General features: G+C 69.2%; 18 protein-coding genes. 7 read left to right on the forward strand and 11 right to left on the reverse strand.

The features are described 5' to 3' along the window. The first annotated feature begins 91 nt into the window (after positions 1–91). Positions 92–1,060 (forward strand): hypothetical protein, encoded by a 969-nt coding sequence (locus tag MKK67_RS04055; protein ID WP_243962388.1) that lies wholly within the window; start codon positions 92–94, stop codon positions 1,058–1,060. 493 nt (positions 1,061–1,553) lie between these two features. Here the strand turns inward: MKK67_RS04055 and MKK67_RS04060 are convergent, their stop codons facing one another. Together MKK67_RS04060 and MKK67_RS04065 are read right to left on the reverse strand one after the other, a co-directional pair. Then, positions 1,554–1,976, reverse strand: coding sequence for a hypothetical protein (locus tag MKK67_RS04060; RefSeq protein ID WP_243962389.1), 423 nt, complete (start codon positions 1,974–1,976; stop codon positions 1,554–1,556). 136 nt (positions 1,977–2,112) lie between these two features. Then, positions 2,113–2,928 (reverse strand): hypothetical protein, encoded by an 816-nt coding sequence (locus tag MKK67_RS04065; protein WP_243962390.1) that lies wholly within the window; start codon positions 2,926–2,928, stop codon positions 2,113–2,115. Between the two features lie 316 nt (positions 2,929–3,244). Here MKK67_RS04065 and MKK67_RS04070 point away from each other — a divergent pair, with 316 nt between their 5' ends. Next, entirely contained in the window at positions 3,245–4,285 is a 1,041-nt protein-coding gene (locus MKK67_RS04070) for an aspartate-semialdehyde dehydrogenase (protein ID WP_243962391.1), read from the forward strand. Positions 4,286–4,937: 652 nt separating this feature from the next. Continuing rightward, entirely contained in the window at positions 4,938–6,764 is a 1,827-nt protein-coding gene (locus tag MKK67_RS04075; RefSeq protein WP_243962392.1) for an alkaline phosphatase family protein, read from the forward strand. Between the two features lie 371 nt (positions 6,765–7,135). Here MKK67_RS04075 and MKK67_RS04080 read toward each other — a convergent pair whose 3' ends face one another. The 3 genes from MKK67_RS04080 to MKK67_RS04090 all read right to left on the reverse strand — a co-directional run bounded on the left by MKK67_RS04080 (position 7,136) and on the right by MKK67_RS04090 (position 8,669). Beyond that, positions 7,136–7,417 carry a DUF2312 domain-containing protein gene (locus MKK67_RS04080; protein WP_243962447.1) on the reverse strand — a complete coding sequence of 94 codons (282 nt, stop codon included), beginning with the start codon at positions 7,415–7,417 and terminating at the stop codon, positions 7,136–7,138. Positions 7,418–7,533: 116 nt separating this feature from the next. Beyond that, positions 7,534–7,842 (reverse strand): DUF1244 domain-containing protein, encoded by a 309-nt coding sequence (locus tag MKK67_RS04085; protein ID WP_243962393.1) that lies wholly within the window; start codon positions 7,840–7,842, stop codon positions 7,534–7,536. A gap of 62 nt (positions 7,843–7,904) precedes the next feature. Next, positions 7,905–8,669 carry an N-formylglutamate amidohydrolase gene (locus MKK67_RS04090; protein ID WP_243962394.1) on the reverse strand — a complete coding sequence of 255 codons (765 nt, stop codon included), beginning with the start codon at positions 8,667–8,669 and terminating at the stop codon, positions 7,905–7,907. Between the two features lie 193 nt (positions 8,670–8,862). Here MKK67_RS04090 and MKK67_RS04095 point away from each other — a divergent pair, with 193 nt between their 5' ends. The 3 genes from MKK67_RS04095 to pyk all read left to right on the forward strand — a co-directional run bounded on the left by MKK67_RS04095 (position 8,863) and on the right by pyk (position 12,199). Then, positions 8,863–10,182, forward strand: a complete 1,320-nt coding sequence (locus MKK67_RS04095; RefSeq protein WP_243962395.1) for a glycerate kinase — start codon at positions 8,863–8,865, stop codon at positions 10,180–10,182. A 46-nt stretch (positions 10,183–10,228) separates the two neighbouring features. Continuing rightward, positions 10,229–10,639 (forward strand): DUF1036 domain-containing protein, encoded by a 411-nt coding sequence (locus MKK67_RS04100; protein WP_243962448.1) that lies wholly within the window; start codon positions 10,229–10,231, stop codon positions 10,637–10,639. A gap of 123 nt (positions 10,640–10,762) precedes the next feature. Further along, entirely contained in the window at positions 10,763–12,199 is a 1,437-nt protein-coding gene (gene pyk / locus MKK67_RS04105) for a pyruvate kinase (protein WP_243949423.1), read from the forward strand. A 3-nt stretch (positions 12,200–12,202) separates the two neighbouring features. Here pyk and MKK67_RS04110 read toward each other — a convergent pair whose 3' ends face one another. The 6 genes from MKK67_RS04110 to ubiG form a co-directional block, all read right to left on the reverse strand. After that, the gene (locus MKK67_RS04110; RefSeq protein ID WP_243962396.1) at positions 12,203–13,213 is read right to left on the reverse strand and encodes an alpha/beta fold hydrolase; all 1,011 of its coding nucleotides are present in this window, start codon (positions 13,211–13,213) and stop codon (positions 12,203–12,205) included. Then, positions 13,210–13,812 carry a tetratricopeptide repeat protein gene (locus MKK67_RS04115; RefSeq protein ID WP_243962397.1) on the reverse strand — a complete coding sequence of 201 codons (603 nt, stop codon included), beginning with the start codon at positions 13,810–13,812 and terminating at the stop codon, positions 13,210–13,212. Before MKK67_RS04115 ends, MKK67_RS04110 begins: the two co-directional genes overlap by 4 nt. Positions 13,813–13,942: 130 nt before the next feature. Next, positions 13,943–14,068: a type B 50S ribosomal protein L36 gene (gene ykgO, locus MKK67_RS04120; protein WP_003601867.1), complete on the reverse strand. Its 126-nt coding sequence runs from the start codon at positions 14,066–14,068 to the stop codon at positions 13,943–13,945. Between the two features lie 166 nt (positions 14,069–14,234). Continuing rightward, complete coding sequence (locus MKK67_RS04125; RefSeq protein ID WP_243962398.1) at positions 14,235–14,852, reverse strand: PAS domain-containing protein; 618 nt, start codon at positions 14,850–14,852, stop codon at positions 14,235–14,237. Between the two features lie 135 nt (positions 14,853–14,987). Continuing rightward, positions 14,988–15,563 carry a YbhB/YbcL family Raf kinase inhibitor-like protein gene (locus tag MKK67_RS04130; RefSeq protein WP_243962399.1) on the reverse strand — a complete coding sequence of 192 codons (576 nt, stop codon included), beginning with the start codon at positions 15,561–15,563 and terminating at the stop codon, positions 14,988–14,990. A 46-nt stretch (positions 15,564–15,609) separates the two neighbouring features. Further along, positions 15,610–16,371, reverse strand: a complete 762-nt coding sequence (ubiG, locus tag MKK67_RS04135; protein ID WP_243962400.1) for a bifunctional 2-polyprenyl-6-hydroxyphenol methylase/3-demethylubiquinol 3-O-methyltransferase UbiG — start codon at positions 16,369–16,371, stop codon at positions 15,610–15,612. A gap of 263 nt (positions 16,372–16,634) precedes the next feature. Between ubiG and MKK67_RS04140 the strand changes: the two genes are divergently transcribed. Continuing rightward, positions 16,635–17,870 carry an aspartate kinase gene (locus MKK67_RS04140; RefSeq protein WP_243962401.1) on the forward strand — a complete coding sequence of 412 codons (1,236 nt, stop codon included), beginning with the start codon at positions 16,635–16,637 and terminating at the stop codon, positions 17,868–17,870. The last annotated feature ends 233 nt before the right edge of the window (positions 17,871–18,103 follow it).

Genomic DNA, 18,103 nt, shown 5'->3' on the forward strand with positions numbered 1-18,103 from the left:
CCCGCAAGCGCTTGACACCGGCAGCCGGCCGTCGGACCCATCGCACAAGGCGAGGCCGCATGGGCCATGGCCCAAGGAGAACCGGTTTCCGATGCTGGTGCGTAACCTGACGCTGCGTCTCGGGCGGGTTCTGTCCCTGGCCGTCCTGATGGCCGGGCTCGGCTCCGCGGCGCATGCCGCTGAGCCGGTCTATCCGCCGGGCTCCCGCTTCGGATTCGAGCCGCCCGCCGACATGGCGCTGTCGCGGCGCTTCTCGGGCTTTGAGCGCAAGGAGGGCGGTGCCACCGTGTCGGTGGTCGAGCTGCCGCCGAACGCCTTCGCCGAGATGGTCAGCGGCTTCACCGACGCCAACCTGCTGAGCCAGGGTTTTTCCGTGGAGAAGCGCGAGGAGGTCAAGGTCGGCGACAACGAGGGCATGCTCTACACCGGCGAGCAGCCCGCCGATCCCAACGCCTCCGCGCACGCGATCCGCAAGTGGATTCTCGTCGTCGGCACGCCCACCGTCACCGGCCTGATCATCGCCCAGGCACTCCCGGATGCCGAGACCGAGGAGACGATGCGCAAGCTGGTGACCGGCGTCACCCTGCGCCCGGCCCTGACCCTCGACCAGCAGGTCGAGGCGCTGCCGTTCCGGATCGGCAACATGGCGGGCTTCCGCCCGGTGCGGGTGCTGGCCGGCAACTCCGTCCTGCTCACGGCCGGGCCGAAGGACCAGATGCAGAACCTAGAGCAGCCGATCCTGGTCCTGGCCCAGGCGGTCCAGCAACCGCCCACCGCGGAGCAGCGGGACGGCTTCGCCCGGGCGGCCCTGGCCTCGAACCAGACCATGAAGGATTTCATCATCGAGCGGGCGCAGAGCTACCGCTCGAACGGCGTCGATTGGCACGAGATCGTGGCCCGGGCCGTCGACATGCCGACCAACGTCCCCGTGGTTGTCTCGCAAACGATCCGGTTCAATCCGGACGGGTATCTGCGCGCCCTCGGGGTTGTGCGCGAGGATCAGCGCACGGGCGTGCTTGCCAAGTTCCGTGAAGTCGTCGACAGCGTGCAGGTGAAGTAGAGCATCGCCTGGGCCGTCATCGCGAAGGAGACGCAGCGATCAGATACGCGGCGGTCTTACCACCCTCTCCCCCTTATCCCTCCGGCCTATACGGGTTTCGACCATAGCCGTGATCATGCCGTGGGCGCAGAAGGCGCGGGTCCCCTCTCCCGTGCGGGAGAGGGACAGGGTGAGGGATGCGCCTTGTCCGGAAAGACCTGGTCCCTCACCCCAACCCTCTCCCGAACGGGAGAGGGGGCGCGTCGAGACCTGAAAATGCGATTGCGCCTCAAACCTGTGTAAGCCCGTAGCTCCTTATCCCGAGGTGCCCGGCGATCAGAGATCGCTGGGCCTCGAAGGAGAGCTCCAGGGATCGCGAGGCCGGCTGGAGGGCTCCTTCGAGGCTCGCTTCGCTCACACCTCAGGATGAGGTGGTGCGAGGGGAAGTCCCCAAAAAAGCGAAAAGCGCGGACCCCAGGGCCCGCGCTTCTCAACCTCGAAAAGGACGCTCCGCTTAGTATGGGCGGCCGTAGAGCGGCGAAGTCGGGTCGATCCGGTCGACGAAAGACAGGTCGACATTGCGGATCGCCGAGGAGCGCGCGCCGATGAACGGACCGTTGGTGATCGGGTCGGGCAGCTGGCCGCTGTCGAAGCGATCGTTGCGACCGTAGACCGGGGTCAGCTGGTTCGAGGCGGCAATCAGGTAGGGGTTCAGGGCCGGGTTCCGCGAACCGCCGGCGCCCGGAACGTTGGAGGTCAGCGGGACGTTGCCGGCGTCGAGCCAGCTGCGCGGACGGACGCGGATCGGAAGCGGACGGCTGACGCTGTAGACGCGACCCGGGCCGAAACCATCCTGGGCCTGGGCGGGCACGGACGCCAGGGCGCCGAAGCCGGTGGCGGCGATGACGCCGAGAAGAGCGATCTTAAGCGAGCGCATGGCCAACCTTGTCTGTGAGTGCCATCAGTATGGCGACCGAAGCTTAACAGTTCGCCGCCTTTGATAGAACGACGCTTGAGTGAGGCTGTGGTTCCGCGAAAATGGCCGAGCTTCGGCGATTTGCCGTATTCTGGCCTCATTTTTTCGTGTGCGCCCGCCGACGACCGATCGAGCCGGTCGGTTCGGTGGCATCCGCGACCGTGGTTACTGAACATCCACGGTCCGTCCGGGGCGCCAGGAAGGCCGCCGTCGCGTCGGGATCGGCCGGGTCGTCGAGGCTCAGGGCGTCGATCATGCAGCCCAGGGCCCGCGCCTCGGGGGGATGACCGAGCGGCGCGCAGAGCCAGCCGTCGAGCCGGAACGCGGTTTCGCGGCTGACGAAGCCGGTGCAGGTCCGCCGCGTGGCGCCGCCGAGGGTGACCTCCAGGGTCTCCACGGCGCCGAACTTGGTGGCGATCCGACCGCCTGGGCCGGTCCGAATCACGGCCAGCGCCGGTCCGTCGGTGGCAGCCCGGCGGGCCAGCAGGATGAACAGGCCGGGCGCCGGGCCCGCCGCGTTCCCGCGCGCCAGCGTTACCCGAAGCGCCGGGGCCTCGACCGCCTCGAAGGCGCCGCGCGCCAGCGCGTCTTCACGCAAACCGGTGGCCGGGTCGATCCGAGCAGCCGCGACCCGGACCGGATCGAGACCGGGCTCGGCAAGCCCGAACCGGACGGGGGTCGCCGCTAAAGGGGCCTTGAGTGCCGGCGTGGCGGGCACGAACGGGGTCGCGACCTGTTCCGCGACGGCCTGCTGCGGCACGCCCGGCGGCTTCCGCGCGTAGAGACAGAGCGCGGCGATCATCGCCGAGGCGACGACCAGGCGCAGGCCGAGACCGGCGAGCGACAGCGTGCGCCGCCCCTCCGGTTCGCCGGACGCTTTTCTCGCCTCACCACTCGGATGGTCGCTCTGCATGATGTCCCGTGCGGACGGCCGCTGGTGTCGGCCGCGCTCGATCATCACCGCGCTGGGTTGATCACCACCCCCCAACCGGGCGTCATGCCCGGCATTCCCGCGACAGGGTGAATCGATCCTTGCCGCGGCTGCGCCGGCCTTGACAGCCTCGCCCCTTCGGCGCCTTGCTCGCAGAGGCCGTCGCCCCCACCTCGTGCGGGTTCGCGGCCGCGTCCGTTTGGCGGGCGCCCCTTCGGCGCGAACGATCCTTCGGCCGAGTTTGCTGGCATGAGCGCGGCACCCGGAACGGTCGGGGCTTTCCGCGCGGAGACGAGAGATGGGTTACAAGGTCGCCATCGTAGGCGCCACGGGCAACGTGGGCCGTGAGATGCTGGATATCCTGGCCGAGCGGGCCTTCCCCGCCGACGAGGTCGTGGCGCTGGCCTCGCGCCGCAGCCAGGGTCAGGAAGTTTCCTTCGGCGACAAAACGCTCAAGGTCAAAGCCCTCGACACCTACGACTTCTCCGACACCGACATCTGCCTGATGTCGGCGGGCGGCGAGACCTCCAAGGAGTGGTCGCCCCGGATCGGTCAGCAGGGCTGCGTGGTGATCGATAACTCGTCGGCGTTCCGCTACGACGCGGACGTGCCGCTGATCGTGCCCGAGGTGAATGCCGACGCGATCGTGGGCTTCACCAAGCGCAACATCATCGCCAACCCGAACTGCTCGACCGCCCAGCTGGTCGTCGCGCTGAAGCCCCTGCACGAAGCGGCTACGATCAAGCGCGTCGTGGTCTCGACCTACCAGTCGGTTTCCGGCGCCGGCAAGGAGGCGATGGACGAGCTGTTCAACCAGACCCGCGCCGTGTTCACCGCCGGCGACATCAAGGAAGGCGGCAAGTTCACCAAGCGCATCGCCTTCAACGTCATCCCCCACATCGACGTGTTCATGGAGGATGGCTACACGAAGGAAGAGTGGAAGATGGTCGCCGAGACCAAGAAGATGCTCGACCCGAAGATCAAGCTGACCGCCACGGCGGTCCGCGTGCCGGTCTTCATCGGGCATGCGGAGGCGGTGAACGTCGAGTTCGAGCGTCCGCTCTCGGCCGAGCGGGCCACCGAGATCCTGCGTTCAGCGCCGGGTATTCTGGTGATCGATAAGCGCGAGAACGGCGGCTACATGACCCCGCACGAGGCGGCCGGCGAGGACGCGACCTACATCTCGCGCATCCGCGAGGACGCGACCATCGAGAACGGCCTGAACTTCTGGTGCGTGTCGGACAACCTGCGCAAAGGCGCCGCCCTGAACACGGTGCAGATCGCCGAGGTGCTGGTGAACCGCAAGCTGCTCAACCGGACCAAGCCCAAGGCGGCGTAACAGAGCGGCATAAGGATACGAGGCGGCCACGATCGGAAGATCGCGGCCGTTTTCGTTTCAGAGCCTGTTTGACCGCACGATCGCAGTCGAAGGACGGTTCTGATCGACGGAGATCCTGATCTCTCCCCTCATCCTGAGGTGCTGCGCAGCAGCCTCGAAGGAGCCCTCCAGGGATCGCGCGGCTGGCTGGAGGGCTCCTTCGAGGCTTCCGCTACGCTCCGTCGCCTCAGGATGAGGCCGAGGATGGGAAAAGCCGGTCAAACAGGCTCTCATACGATCGCCGATGGGAGCGTGCACAGCAGCCTTCACCGTCATCGCGAGCGCAGCGAAGCGACCCAGGGACACGCTACGGTCGGAGATCGCGCGCCGCACTGGGTTGCTTCGCTGCGCTCGCAATGACGGTGCAGGTTAAAAGACATACGCGAATGTCCCCGGTTATCGGATCGTCTGTGAATAGGCTTGAGACGGCCTGTCTTATGTCTTCGCCCGTCTACGCCGCAGTTCTTCAGGCGCTGATCGTCCGTTCCAGCAGTCGCGCGCATACCTATTCGACGCGAAGCCGCGCGGCCGGCGGCGGCGCAGGGCTCGTTCCTGTCACAGCGCTGTAATCTTCCCCGGCCACGCCGCTCCCCGGATCGGTCGGAGATTCCTTATGCGTCGCGTCATCGTTGCCTGCCTCGTCGGATTGTGCGCCTCCAGCGCCGCTCGCGCCGAGACGCGGCCCCACAACGTCGTCCTGTTCGTCGCCGACGGCCTGAGGGCCGGGATGGTGAACGCGCAGAACGCGCCGACCATGGACCGGCTGATGAAGACCGGCGTGCGCTTCACCAACACGCACTCGATGTTCCCGACCTTCACCATGCCGAACGCCACCGCGATGGCGACCGGCCACATGCTCGGCGATACCGGCCAGTTCGGGAACACGATCTACACGGCCTTCCCGGTGCCCGGCGCCGGCGACAGCCTGACTCCGTTCCTCGAGAGCGACCCGGTGCTCGGCGACGTCGACGAGCATTTCGCCGGCAACTACCTCAACGAGGAGACGATTCTGAAGGCCGCCCGGGCCAAGGGTTTTTCCACCGCCAGCATCGGCAAGCTCGGGCCCTCCCTGGTCTTCGACCACACCGAGCGCTCCGGCCAGTACAACATCCACATCGACGACAGCACCGGCCGGGCCGGCGGCATCCCGCTCGGCGACGCGTTCCGCGCCCGCCTGAAGGAAGTCAGCCTGCCGGACCAGGCGCCGACCCGCGGCGCTAACGGCCAGGCTGGCACCGCCGAGACGCCCGGCACGGTCGCGGCCAATGTCGAGCAGCAGGCTTATTTCGCCTCCGTCGCGACCAAGGCGGTGCTGCCGCTGTTCAAGGCCCGGCAGAAGCCGTTCGTGCTGGTGTTCTGGTCGCGCGATCCCGACGGGACACAGCACAATCACGGTGACAGTCTCGGGCGGCTGGTGCCCGGCATCAACGGGCCGACGAGCCTCGCCGCCATCCGCAACGCCGACGACAACCTCGCTGCCTTGCTGACCGCCCTGCGCGAGCAGGGCCTGGCCGACACCACCGACGTCGTCCTCACCTCGGATCACGGCTTCTCGACGATCTCGAAGGAGAGCGCCACGAGCTACGCCGCCTCGGACTCCTACAAGGGCGTGCCGGCCCGGCAGCTGCCGCCGGGCTTCCTCGCTATCGATCTCGCGCACGATCTCGGCCTGACCCTGTTCGACCCGGACGCGAAGGGCGCGAAGGTCGAGGCCGGGACCTTCCCGAGCCGGGCCAACGGCCTGATCGGATCCGATCCGGTGAAGCCCGACGTGGTGGTGGCGGCCAATGGCGGCTCGGACCTCGTCTACGTGCCGAACAGCGACAAGGCGCTGGCCCGGAAGGTGGTCGAGGCTTTGTCCCGGCAGGACTACGTCAGCGGCCTGTTCGTCAGCGACGCGCTCGGCGCGATCCCCGGGACCCTGCCGCTCTCGTCCATCGCCCTCGACGGATCGGCGCTGACCCCGATGCCGGCGATCGTGGTGAACTTCCGCAGCTTCTCCACGGGCTGCGCCGATCCCACCACCTGCGGCGTCGAGGTGTCGGACACCACTCTCCAGCAGGGCCAGGGCATGCACGGCAGTTTCGCCCGCTCCGACACCCGCAACGTCATGGGCGGGGTCGGCCCGGACTTCCGCGGCGGCCTGGAGAGCGACATCCCGGCGAGCAACGCCGATCTCGGCAAGACCATCGCCCGGATCCTGGATCTCGACATCCCCAACAAGGGCAAGCTGGTCGGCCGGGTCCTGACGGAGGCGATGGTCAACGGCGCCCGGCCCGCGGCCGAGAAGCACGTCCGCCGCTCGGAGCCGGATGCCGCCGGCATCGTGACGGTGCTGAACTATCAGACGGTCGGCGAGACCCGGTATTTCGATGCCGCCGGATATCCGGGCCGGACCTTGGGCTTGGTCGAGGAGATACACGCCGCCGGGGGGCATTGAGCGGTCGTTCGACCGGCCTTTCCCATCCGCGCCCTCATCCTGAGCGGCCTTTCCCACCCGCGCCCACATCCTGAGGTGGCGTAGCGAAGCGAAGCCCTCGAAGGAGCCCTCCAGCCAGCCGCGCGATCCCTGGAGGGCTCCTTCGAGGCTGCTGCGCAGCACCTCAGGATGAGGGGGAGAACTGGGATGTCCCGTCGATCAGAGCCTGTTCGACTGGGATCATGCCGTCGAACGGGCTTTGGGGCTAAGGGCAGCGCAACCCAGGTATTGAGACCCGAACGAGAAAAGGCCGCACCTGTTTGGGTGCGGCCCTTCTCATCTCAGATTTCGCTCCGTCCGCCGAACTTGGTGTCAGTCCGGCGGCGTGTGCCCTACGCCATGCCGAGGGCCTGCATGTAGAGCTCGAGGATCGCCTCCTGCTCCTGGCGCTCGCTGTGATCCTGCTTGCGGATCCGGATGATCGTGCGCACGGCCTTCGCGTCGAAGCCCCGGCCCTTCAGTTCGGCGAACACCTCCTTGATGTCGCCCATGATGCCGGCCTTCTCCTCTTCGAGGCGCTCCAGGCGCTCGATGAACTGCTTCAGCTCGTCGGCGGCCACGCCCTCGGCCGACGAGACGTCGCCGCCGGGCCGCTGGGCTGCTGCACTGGGCATCGAATGGGCGTTCATGGGGCTCTCCGGGATGCGCGGCGCGGTTGCGCCCTGGACCGGTGGTTAACGGGCCGAACTTACCGGAAGCTTAGCCGATTCTCGCGGCCCCTCTCGCCCGGTCAGTGATCCTTGGCCTGAGACGCGGCGAATCCTGCCTGCTGCTCCGGGCTCGCCTCGGCCTGATGCAGAGCTTTCCACTCGGCATACGGCATCCCGTAGACCGCCTCGCGGCTCTCGTCCTTGGTGAGCGGCACGCCGGTCTCGTCGGCGGCATCCTTGAGCCAGTTCGACAGGCAGTTCCGGCAGAAGCCCGCCAGATTCATCAGGTCGATGTTCTGCACGTCGGTGCGGTTGCGCAGATGCGACACGAGCCGGCGGAACACCGCGGCTTCGAGTTCGGTCTGGGTCTGCGGGTCGATCTCGGGCATCGTGGGAAACGCTTTCCGGTTGAGGATCGGTCGCACGGATCTCGGGATCGGCCGCGTCCCGATCAAGCCGCGATCAGCGGGCGCAGGATGCGGGCGAAGCGCTCGGCCCATTCCTCCTGGCCGGCCGCGCCAGCGATGAGGTCCTGGCGGATCTCAACCAGGGCATTGGGCAGGCTGCGGGCGGTGGCGTGGCGGTCGATCGTGTCGCCCGGCAGGCCGCCGCCGTAGGGCTGGTTGTCGCCGACCGTGAGCCCGGCCGGATCGGCCTCCAGGGATTCGATTAGCGGGCGTGCCAAGCGCGCGTCCCGATCGTACAGGATGCCGACCTGCCAGGGCCGGGCGATGCCGCGCCAGTAGGGCGTGAAGCTGTGCATGGTCAGGATCGCCGGCGGGCGCCCGGCGGCCTGGGCAGCCGCGACCGCTTCGTCGATCGCGGCGTCGAACGGCGCGTAGAAGCGCGCGATCCGGGCCTGCTTGCCGGCCTCGTCGATCCGGGCATTGCCCGGCACCACGGCGCCGTCGGAGAGGCGCATCACCAGGGTCGGATCGGACCGGCCGCGGTTCGGGTCGATGATCAGGCGAGAAAAGTTCGTCAGGATCGCCGGCACATTCAGCCGGGCCGCGAGCCCGCGGGTCACCGCCGCCGCGCCGATATCGTAGGCGATGTGCCGGCCGAACTCGGATTCCGGCACGCCGAGCGCGATATCCGGAGGCACGAAATTCGAGGCGTGGTCGCAGGCGATCACGAGGCCGCAGGCGGGATCGCCCGGGATGATTTCGCACGGGTGCGGGGCCGGGGCGCGCGCTTCTGTCTCCGGACGGGTCACGGGGCTCCGAGGGTTGGATGTGCGTGAGGCCGCCGATCGCGCTTGCCGTAAGGCGGCGGCTCGGGCAGATCACCTGACAAGGCACGATGCCTATCAAAGAACGTGCGCTCACGGCAAGAAACGGGCCCGCCGCCCACCAACGAATGGGCGGGGATCGCACGCGCAAATCACAGTGAGGAGCCCGTCCGACGCCATGCCCGAGACCGTCCCGCCGATCGCCGACCCCGCCGTCCTGCAACAGCGCGCGCTCCTCGAGACCCTGCTGTATGCCGGCATCCGCGCCGCCCATCCGGACCTGTGCCTGCCGGCGCACCTGCCGGCGCCGAGCCCGGGCCGCCTGATCATCCTGGCGGCCGGCAAGGCGGCGGGCAGCATGAGCGCGGTGGCGAGCCGGTTCTACCGGCAGCAGCATGGGCTCGGCGACGACAGGATCGTCGGCCTCGCGGTGGCACGCCACGGCTACGGCCAGGACGCGCCGGGCATCCACATGGTCGAGGCCGGCCATCCGGTCCCCGACGAGGCCGGCATCGCCGCCACCCAGGAGGCGCTGCGGCTCGCCACCGAGGCCGGCCCGGACGACGAGGTGCTGGTGCTGCTCTCGGGCGGCGGCTCGGCCAACTGGATCGCCCCGGCCGGGGAGCTGACGCTCGCCGAGAAGCAGGCGATCACGCGGGCGATGCTGCGCTCCGGCGCGCCGATCGGCGAGATCAACACGGTCCGCAAGCACATCTCGCGGATCAAGGGCGGCCGGCTCGCGGTCGCGGCGCGCAACGCCCGGCGGATCCTGACGCTCGCGATCTCCGACGTGCCCTTCGACGATCCGGCGGTGATCGCCTCGGGCCCGACCGTGCCCGATCCCTCGACCCTGGCCGATGCCCGCGCGATCTGCGAGCGCCGGGGCATCCCGCTGCCGGAGACGGCGATCCGTCTGCTGAACGACCCGAACAACGAGACACCGAAGGCCGGCGACCCCGCCTTCGCCCGGGCCGAGTACCGCATCATCGCCCGGCCGATCGACGCCCTGGAAGCCGCCGCCGCCGCAGCGCGCGAGGCAGGCTACGAGCCGATCATGCTCGGCGCCGACCTCGAAGGCGAGGCAAGGGAAATCGCCGCCGTGCATGCGAGCGAGGCCAAGCGCTACAAGGCCGCGGGCCAGCGCGTGGCGCTGATCTCGGGGGGCGAGCTCACCGTCACCATCCGGGGCGAGGGCCATGGCGGCCCGAACCAGGAATACGCCCTCGCGCTCGCCGTAGCGCTCGACGGCGAGCCCGGCATCTACGGGATCAGCGCCGACACCGACGGCACAGACGGCGGACGCGGCCTCGCCACGGACCCGGCCGGCGGCCTGGTCGACCCGACCACCCTGGAACGCGCCCGCGCCGCCGGCCTCGACCCGGCCGCGATGCTGGCGCAGAACGACTCGACCGCATTCTTCGCGGCCCTTGGCGACCTCGTGAACCCCGGCCCGACCCGCACCAATGTCAACGATTGCCGCATCATCCTCGTCGGGTAGAATTTTTGGGAGGCTGTTCGCGCCGCCGCTCGCACTGTCGGTGGTCCTGGGTGTCGGCGTCGCTCTGCTCGGCGCCGGCCCAGCCAAGGCCGATCTGCGCCTGTGCAACCAGACCGCCAGCAAGGTTGGCATCTCGCTGGGCTACCGGGACCCGCAGGGCTGGGTGACGGAGGGCTGGTGGGATCTGGCGCCGAAGGCCTGCGAGACCCTGCTCAAGGGCGCGCTGGCGGCACGGTTCTACTACGTGTTCGCGGTCGACTACACGCGCGGTGGCGAGTGGAGCGGACGCTCGCTGATGTGCACCCGCGATTCCGAGTTCACGATCCGCGGCGTCGAGGATTGCCTCGCCCGCGGCTACGATCGGAACGGCTTCTTCGAGGTCGATACCGGCGAGCAGAAGAGCTGGACGATCCAGCTCACCGATCCCAACCGGGCGGACGCGCCGGCCAAGCCGTAAGGGCGCCGCCGCGCCCTTGACGCTGCCCCGGGCGGGATGCCTACACCGCCACCCAACGAACCGAACCGACGCCGCCGCGGGCAGACCGCGCGCGGACGCGGCGGAATACCCGGAGGATCACGCTTGAAACGCTCGCGCCGCACAAAGATCGTCGCCACCCTCGGGCCGGCCTCGGATTCGCCGGAGATGATCGAACGCCTGTTCCGGGCGGGCGTGGACGTGTTCCGGCTCAACATGAGCCATCTGCCCCGCGAAAAACTGCCCGAGAAGGTCGAGGTGATCCGGGCGATCGAGCGCGAGGCCAAGCACCCGATCGGCATCCTGGTCGATCTGCAGGGGCCAAAACTCCGGCTCGGCACCTTCGCGGAGGGCGCCGTGATGATCGAGACCGGCGCGACCTTCGTGCTCGACGGCGACCCCACGCCCGGCGATGCCGGCCGATGCCACCTGCCGCATCCGGAGATTTTGGAAGCCCTGGAGGCCGGCCACGCGATCCTGCTCGACGACGGCAAGCTGCGGCTGACCGTTCTCGAGACCTCGGAGAACCGCGCCGTCACCCGCGTCGAGGTCGGCGGAAAGATCTCGAACCGCAAGGGCGTGTCGCTGCCCCACACAGTGATCCCGGTGCCGGCGATGACCGAGAAGGATCGGGCGGATCTCGATGCCGGCCTCAATGCCGGTGCCGACTGGATCGCTGTCTCTTTCGTCCAGCGGCCCGAGGACGTGGCCGAGGTCAAGAAGGTCTGCGCCGGCCGCGCCCTGGTGATGGCCAAGATCGAGAAGCCGCAGGCCCTGACCCGCCTCGACGAGATCATCGAGATCTCGGACGGCCTGATGGTCGCCCGCGGCGATCTCGGCGTGGAGATGCCGCTGGAGCAGGTGCCCGGCGTGCAGAAGCGGATCACCCGCAGCGCCCGCCGCTTCGGCAAGCCCGTGGTGGTGGCGACCCAGATGCTCGAATCGATGATCACGGCGCCGGTCCCGACCCGCGCCGAGGTCTCGGACGTGGCCACCGCCGTCTACGAGGGCGCGGACGCGGTGATGCTTTCGGCCGAGAGCGCGTCGGGCGCCTTCCCGGTCGGCGCCGTGGAAACGATGAACCGCATCGCCGAGCAGGTGGAGCGCGACGCGGTCTACTGGTCGATCATCCGGGCGCAGAGCGCGACCCCAGACGAGACCGCCGCCGACGCCATCGCGGCGGCAGCCCACCAGATGGTCGACGCCCTGAACCTCGACGCGATCATGGCCTGGACCAATTCCGGCTCGACGGCCCTGCGCTTGTCGCGCGAGCGCCCGAACGCCACGGTGATCGCCCTGACGCCAAGGCGCGAGACCGCTCGGCGCCTGGCGCTCGCCTGGGGCACGCACCCGATCGTGACCAAGGATGCCAGCGACGTGGACGACATGTCGTTCCGCGCCGCCAAATTCGCGGTCCGCGAAAAGTTCGCCGCGGTGGGCGACCGGGTGATCGTGGTGGCCGGCCTGCCCTTCGGGACGCCCGGGGCGACGAATCTCGTGCGGCTCACCTTCATCACCAGGGAACACGCCGAGAAGGCGTGAGGTCTAATCTTTGAGGAGCGGCGCCGCCTCACGCCGCTCGCCTGCGAACCGGGCGATCTCCTCGGTCAGGCGCTCGGACGCCACGAAGTGGAGCATGTGTCCGATCCCCGGCAGCAGCACGAGCCGGGCACCGGGGATCGCCTTCGCCAGCGGGATCGCCTGGGTCTCGCTGCGGACGATCGGATCGGCCTCTCCGGAGATCACCAGGGTCGGGACGCGGAGGTCGCCGTAGCGCGGGCTCTGCACGGCCAAGGCGACCGGCAGGCCGACGAGATCCTGCACGTTGGCGAGCAGGGTTCCGGGCCGCAGCACCAGGGCGGCGCGGACCGCCTCGGCGTATCCGGGTGTCGACTGTTGTGGCAGGAAGACCCGCTTGGCCGTCTCAGGGAGATAATATTGGGCCAGAGGCGGCCCGACGGTGCGGCTCAGCAGCCATGTCACCGGCGGTTTCAGCGCCAGCCGCCAGTACCAGGGCAGCACCAGCATCCGCGCCGGCATCGGCATGGCGACGGGGGCCGCAAGGACCAGGCCGGAGACTCGCTCGGGATGATCGAGGGCGAGCGCCAGGCCCAGAGCGCCAGCCCAGGAATGGCCGAACACCACCGCCGGCCCGACGCCCATTTTTTCGAGCGCCTCCGCGATGATCCGGGCCTGGACCGCCGGTGCGGCGGCCTCGCTGCCGTCGATGCGGTCGCTCCAGCCGAAGCCCGGCCGGTCGAAGGCGATCACCCGAAAGCCCTTCTCGGCAAGCCTGCGGCCGATGCCCTCCATCGGGTCGGAGGCGTTGGCCGAGGCCCCGTGCAGCAGGATCAGCGGGGGGCCGTCGGCCGGCCCGGCCTGGATGGTCGCCAGCCGTCCGCCGGGGACCTCGATGAAGGGCCCGGCCGGCGGATTCTCGGCGCCGACCCGCAGGGCGATGACGAGGCTCGCCACCGCGCCGAGCGCGAGGATCAGACCCAGGATCGCGAAGGGGAGGGCGAGGGTCGTAAGGAGGAGGGCGGCCACCCGGTTCACAGGTCGCGGCCGTCAACCTCCGGGGCGAGGCGGTCGACCGCCTCGCCGATCTTCTCCATCGTCGGATAGAGCGCTTTGGCCCGGCGGAAGGCCGCTAGCGCCCGGGCCTTGTCGTCGAGGGATTCGTAGATCCGCCCCATGGCGGCCCAGGCCTCGAAATGGCGCGGCTCCAGCACCAGGGCGCGGCGCAGGTCGGCGATGGCGTCGTCCTTGTCGGTCAGGAGCCAGAACACCGTGGCGCGCCGGTTCCAGCCTTCGGGCCAGTTCGGCTCCAGGGCGGTGACCCGGTCCATCAGCTCGGCGGCCAGGGGGAAGTCGTGGGCCGCGATGGCCTGACGGGCGCGGTCGGTGAGCAGGTCCGCGGTCGGGCTGCCGGAGGTGTCGAGGCGGCGCTCGATGAGCTTGGCGATGCCTTTCGCCTCGGCCGGATCCTCGCTGGCGCGCAGGCGTGCGAACAGGTCGTCGAGGCTCACGGGCTTCGGCGCTGGCTTCGCCTCGGGTGCCGTGCGGCCGGACCGTCCGGCATCCGGGGCCGCAGAGGCGCCAGATACGAGGACCGGCAGGCAGACCAGGGCGGCGAGGAGGCGGGTCGGCATCATGGCGCCAGAGTGTGCGCGGGTGCCTTGCTCGTCAACGTGCCGCGGTGCCGCGCACGCGAAAGCAGCCGCAACCCGGACGGGCGCGGCTGTTTTCGTATTGATACACCCGGCCGAGGCCGCGCGACAGGCTTCAGCCCTGGCGGGCCTTGAAGCGCTTCTGGGTCTTGTTGATCACGTAGACCCGGCCCTTGCGGCGCACGAGCTGGTTGTCGCGGTGACGGCCGCGCAGGGACTTGAGGGAATTACGGATCTTCATCGGTTTCTCGAGCCCGGGTGGGGCCGTCCATTCACGGGGGATCGGGAACGTGGTCACGAAGCGGGACGCGACGATCGCGTCCAGCGATCACGGCACACGCATCGCGGGATGGCGCCGCCATATCAGGATTCGCCACCGCAAGGCAAGGCGTCGCAGGCGCAGCGTCTCAATGCACGCTGTCGAGCTGCGGCACCGCGGCGGTTCCCACCAGTTGCCGACCGATCTCGTGCAGCAGCCCGTCCATCAGGGGCTTCAAGCGCTCGAAATCGGAGCCCGTCAGTCCTTCGGCCGCCGTGAACAGCGCCAGGGCCAGTTCGGCCACGCGGTCGATCCCGCTGCGCTGGCCATCGATCGCGCAGAAGGCGGCCTCGTCGATATAGCCGTCCCGGCTGCTCTCGGTCACGTCGATGACGATGCCGCGCGCCTCGCTCACCAGCCCGTCCGGGCCCATGACGAAGCGGCCGCGCGCCAGGACCCAGCGCACGTCGTCGGGCGCCAGGACCGTGCGGTACTGGGCGACGTAGAGGCCGCCGTAACGCTGGAGGTTCTTCACGATCGACTCGATACGCGGACGATCCTGCGGATGGATCCGATCGAAGAACAGCGCGTAGGTGGTGCCGCGCCCGGTCGCCGCCCGGGGAATGCCCAGCATCGTCGCCGCTACGGAGTCGCAGCGCACGACATCGTCCGCGAACCGCCATTCCCAGGTCCCGACATTCGTGGCGGCGAGGGCGCGCGCGACGATTTCGCTGTTCTGCCGCCTCGGGCGCGCATCCAAGCCCACAGAGTCCGCTCCAAAAAAGGTGAAGTGCTTGTCCGCGAAGGCGGTATCTGGTCGACTCAGTAGCCCGGCGCGGCAGCCCGTACAACGCAAACGGCCCAGGGCCGCGATCCCATCCCCGTTCATCGATGAGCGGGTTCAGGGGCGGGCATAGCCTCCCACCAGCCGGCCCTTGCCGATCACCCGCCCACGCATCGCATCGAGGAGAGCCCCCCGGCCGGGATGCGCGGGAAGATCGAGGCTGCTTCCCATGGCGTAGAGCTGGAAATGGTAATCGTGGCGTCCGTGGCCGCTCGGCGGATCGGGCGGGAGCCATTCCGGACGCAGGAAACTGTTCTTGCCAAGGCTCGACTCGGCGGCCTCCGGCCGGTCGGGGCTCGGTAGTGCGCCCTCGTCCAGTCCGGCGGTGGCGGGCGAGAGGGCCCACACGATAAGGTGAACGAGCGGTTGCGGCGTCGGGCTGCCGGCGTCTTCGACCAGCAAGACCAGCGCGGCGGTGCCGGTCGGCAAACCGCTCCAGGCGAGCGGCGGCGAGAGCCCAGGCCCGTCGGCGGTGAAGCGGGCGGGGATCTCGCCATGATCCGCGAAGGCAGGGCTCGTCAGCGTCAGCGTCTCCGGGACATCCCCGAAGGCCGCGTCGTAGGCGGTCTTCTCGACCCCGGCCTTGAGCCCGGACAGGGCCTCGCCAACCGCGTGGGGGATCTTTTCCAGCATCGTTCAAGCCTCCGCTGCGGTCTCAACCGCGAACGGCGGCTCCGGTTCAGCCCCGGCGCTCGGCCGCGACCATGTAGTTCACGGCCTTGTCCCGGCTGGTGCGCCACCCATCGGTCAGCGGATTGTAGGCGACGCCGACCGTGTCGGTGACGTCGAGGCCGCCGGCCCGGATCGCGCGGGCGAACTCTTCCGGCGTCACGAACTTTGCCCAATCGTGGGTGCCCCGCGGCAGCCAGCCGAGCACGTACTCGGCGCCGACGATGGCCAGCGCGAAGGAGCGCAGCGTCCGGTTGAGGGTCGCCCCGAACAGCATGCCGCCGGGCTTCACCGCCGCGCCGGCGGTGCGCACGAAGGCCGTCCTATCCGAGACATGCTCGACCACCTCCATGATCAGCACGGCGTCGAAGCTCTGGCCGGCGGCGACCACCGCCTCGATGGTCTCGCCGCGGTAATCCACCGGCACGCCGGCCGCTTCAGCATGAGCGCGGGCGACCGCGATGTTCTGCTCCGCGGGATCGAGGCCGGTGACCTTGGCGCCGAGCCGGGCCAGCGGCTCCGACAGCACCCCGCCGCCGCAGCCGACATCGCAGATCGTCAGCCCGTCCAGCGGAAACGGCGTCTGCGGATCCCTACCGAAGCGCCGGCACAGCGCGTCGCGGATATAGGCGAGCCGCACCGGGTTGAACCGGTGCAGCACCCGCATCGGCCCGGCCTCGTCCCACCAGGTGGCGGCGAGCGCGTCGAACCGCGCGACCTCGCCGCGATCGACGAAGCCGTCCGTGCCGGGATTCGTGGCTGCCCTGTCCATGCGCGTTCCGTCCAGACGATCTACCGGTCCTGTCCGCCCATAGCCGGAAACCACGGCGCTCGCTGAGCGATCGGGGTTTATGGGCCGGCGGGACAGGTCCTGCGCCGCCATAGCATGCCTGTCCTAGGGCCGTCGCCGCGGCGCCGGAGCCATGCCCGGGCGGTTGTTGACACCCTGCCGAGCCGCTTGTACCCGCCGGGCACTGTCCGGGACCCGCCAGGGCGGTCCCTCTCCCAGACGTCGGGAATCCGCAAAGAACCAACATGCCCCGTCTGGTGATGAAATTCGGCGGCACCTCCGTCGCCAATGTCGAGCGCATCCGCAACGTGGCCCGCCACGTCGCCCGCGAGGTCGCGGCCGGCTACGAGGTCGCCGTGATCGTGTCGGCCATGTCCGGCAAGACCAACGAGCTGGTCGACTGGGTCAAGGACGCCAACCCGCTCTACGACCCGCGCGAGTACGACGCCGTCGTCGCTTCGGGCGAGCTGGTCACCGCCGGCCTCCTGGCGGTCGCCCTGCAGAAGGACGGCATCAAGGCCCGCTCGTGGCAGGGCTGGCAGATCCCCGTGGTGACCTCGGACGCGCATGGGTCCGCCCGCATCGCCGAGATCGACCCGAAGAACCTCGAAGCGGGCTTCGCCAAGGGCGAGGTCGCGGTGATCGCCGGCTTCCAGGGCATCCATGCCGAAACCGGCCGGGTGACCACCCTCGGGCGCGGCGGCTCGGACACCTCGGCGGTGGCCGTGGCGGCCGCGATCCAGGCCGAGCGCTGCGACATCTACACGGACGTGGACGGGGTCTACACCACCGATCCGCGGATCGTGCCGAAGGCCAGGCGCATGGAGCGCGTGACCTTCGAGGAAATGCTGGAGATGGCGTCGCTCGGCGCCAAGGTGCTGCAGGTCCGCTCGGTGGAACTCGCCATGGTCCACCGGGTGCCGACCACGGTCCGGTCCTCCTTCGATCCGCCGGACGCCGCGCGCCCGGGCACCCTCATCTGCGACGAGGACGACATCGTGGAACAGCAGATCATCACCGGGATCGCGTTTTCCCGGGACGAGGCGCAGATCACCCTGCGCAAGGTCAAGGACAGCCCCGGCGTGGCCGCCGCCATCTTCGGACCGCTGGCCGACGCGAACATCAACGTCGACATGATCATCCAGACCGTGTCGGGCGACCAGTCCACCACCGACATGACCTTCACGGTGCCGGCCGCCGAGTACGAGCGCACCCGGGCGATCCTCGACCAGGCCAGCCCGCAGATCGGCTACGCGCAGATCGAGGGCGCCACCGACGTGGTCAAGGTCTCGGCGATCGGCGTCGGCATGCGCAGCCACGCGGGCGTCGCTGCCAAAGCCTTCCGGGCTCTGGCCGAGAAGGGCATCAACATCCGCGCAATCACCACTTCGGAGATCAAGTTCTCCGTGCTGATCGATGCGGCCTATACGGAGCTTGCCGTGCGCACGCTCCACTCGCTATACGGCCTGGATCAGGCCTGATCCTGAAAGGGCCTAGTTTAGAGCGCTTGCCGCCTGCACGGATGCCGGTTCGGCGGTCGGGCGCGCCCTGAAATAGGGACTTGGATAAGGGCTCGAAATCGTGTCCGATCGGGCGGGGTTTCGGGAGCGGATCGGGTGTCTTGAGCTAGAACAGTCACGGGCCTTTCCGCCGATCCCAGAGGTGCTCTGGAGGAATGCGGCTCGGTCCATCGGGCGCCGGCCGTTGCGATGGT

The sequence above is a fragment of the Methylobacterium sp. J-072 genome (assembly GCF_022829425.1).
In the GTDB taxonomy this organism is placed as follows: domain Bacteria; phylum Pseudomonadota; class Alphaproteobacteria; order Rhizobiales; family Beijerinckiaceae; genus Methylobacterium.

Coding starts and splice junctions, on each gene's coding strand:
- MKK67_RS04055 (WP_243962388.1), top strand. CDS start 92: ATGCTGGTGCGTAACCTGACGCTGCGTCTCGGGCGGGTTCTGTCCCTG.
- MKK67_RS04060 (WP_243962389.1), bottom strand. CDS start 1,976: ATGCGCTCGCTTAAGATCGCTCTTCTCGGCGTCATCGCCGCCACCGGC.
- MKK67_RS04065 (WP_243962390.1), bottom strand. CDS start 2,928: ATGCAGAGCGACCATCCGAGTGGTGAGGCGAGAAAAGCGTCCGGCGAA.
- MKK67_RS04070 (WP_243962391.1), top strand. CDS start 3,245: ATGGGTTACAAGGTCGCCATCGTAGGCGCCACGGGCAACGTGGGCCGT.
- MKK67_RS04075 (WP_243962392.1), top strand. CDS start 4,938: ATGCGTCGCGTCATCGTTGCCTGCCTCGTCGGATTGTGCGCCTCCAGC.
- MKK67_RS04080 (WP_243962447.1), bottom strand. CDS start 7,417: ATGCCCAGTGCAGCAGCCCAGCGGCCCGGCGGCGACGTCTCGTCGGCC.
- MKK67_RS04085 (WP_243962393.1), bottom strand. CDS start 7,842: ATGCCCGAGATCGACCCGCAGACCCAGACCGAACTCGAAGCCGCGGTG.
- MKK67_RS04095 (WP_243962395.1), top strand. CDS start 8,863: ATGCCCGAGACCGTCCCGCCGATCGCCGACCCCGCCGTCCTGCAACAG.
- MKK67_RS04115 (WP_243962397.1), bottom strand. CDS start 13,812: ATGATGCCGACCCGCCTCCTCGCCGCCCTGGTCTGCCTGCCGGTCCTC.
- ykgO (WP_003601867.1), bottom strand. CDS start 14,068: ATGAAGATCCGTAATTCCCTCAAGTCCCTGCGCGGCCGTCACCGCGAC.
- MKK67_RS04130 (WP_243962399.1), bottom strand. CDS start 15,563: ATGCTGGAAAAGATCCCCCACGCGGTTGGCGAGGCCCTGTCCGGGCTC.
- ubiG (WP_243962400.1), bottom strand. CDS start 16,371: ATGGACAGGGCAGCCACGAATCCCGGCACGGACGGCTTCGTCGATCGC.
- MKK67_RS04140 (WP_243962401.1), top strand. CDS start 16,635: ATGCCCCGTCTGGTGATGAAATTCGGCGGCACCTCCGTCGCCAATGTC.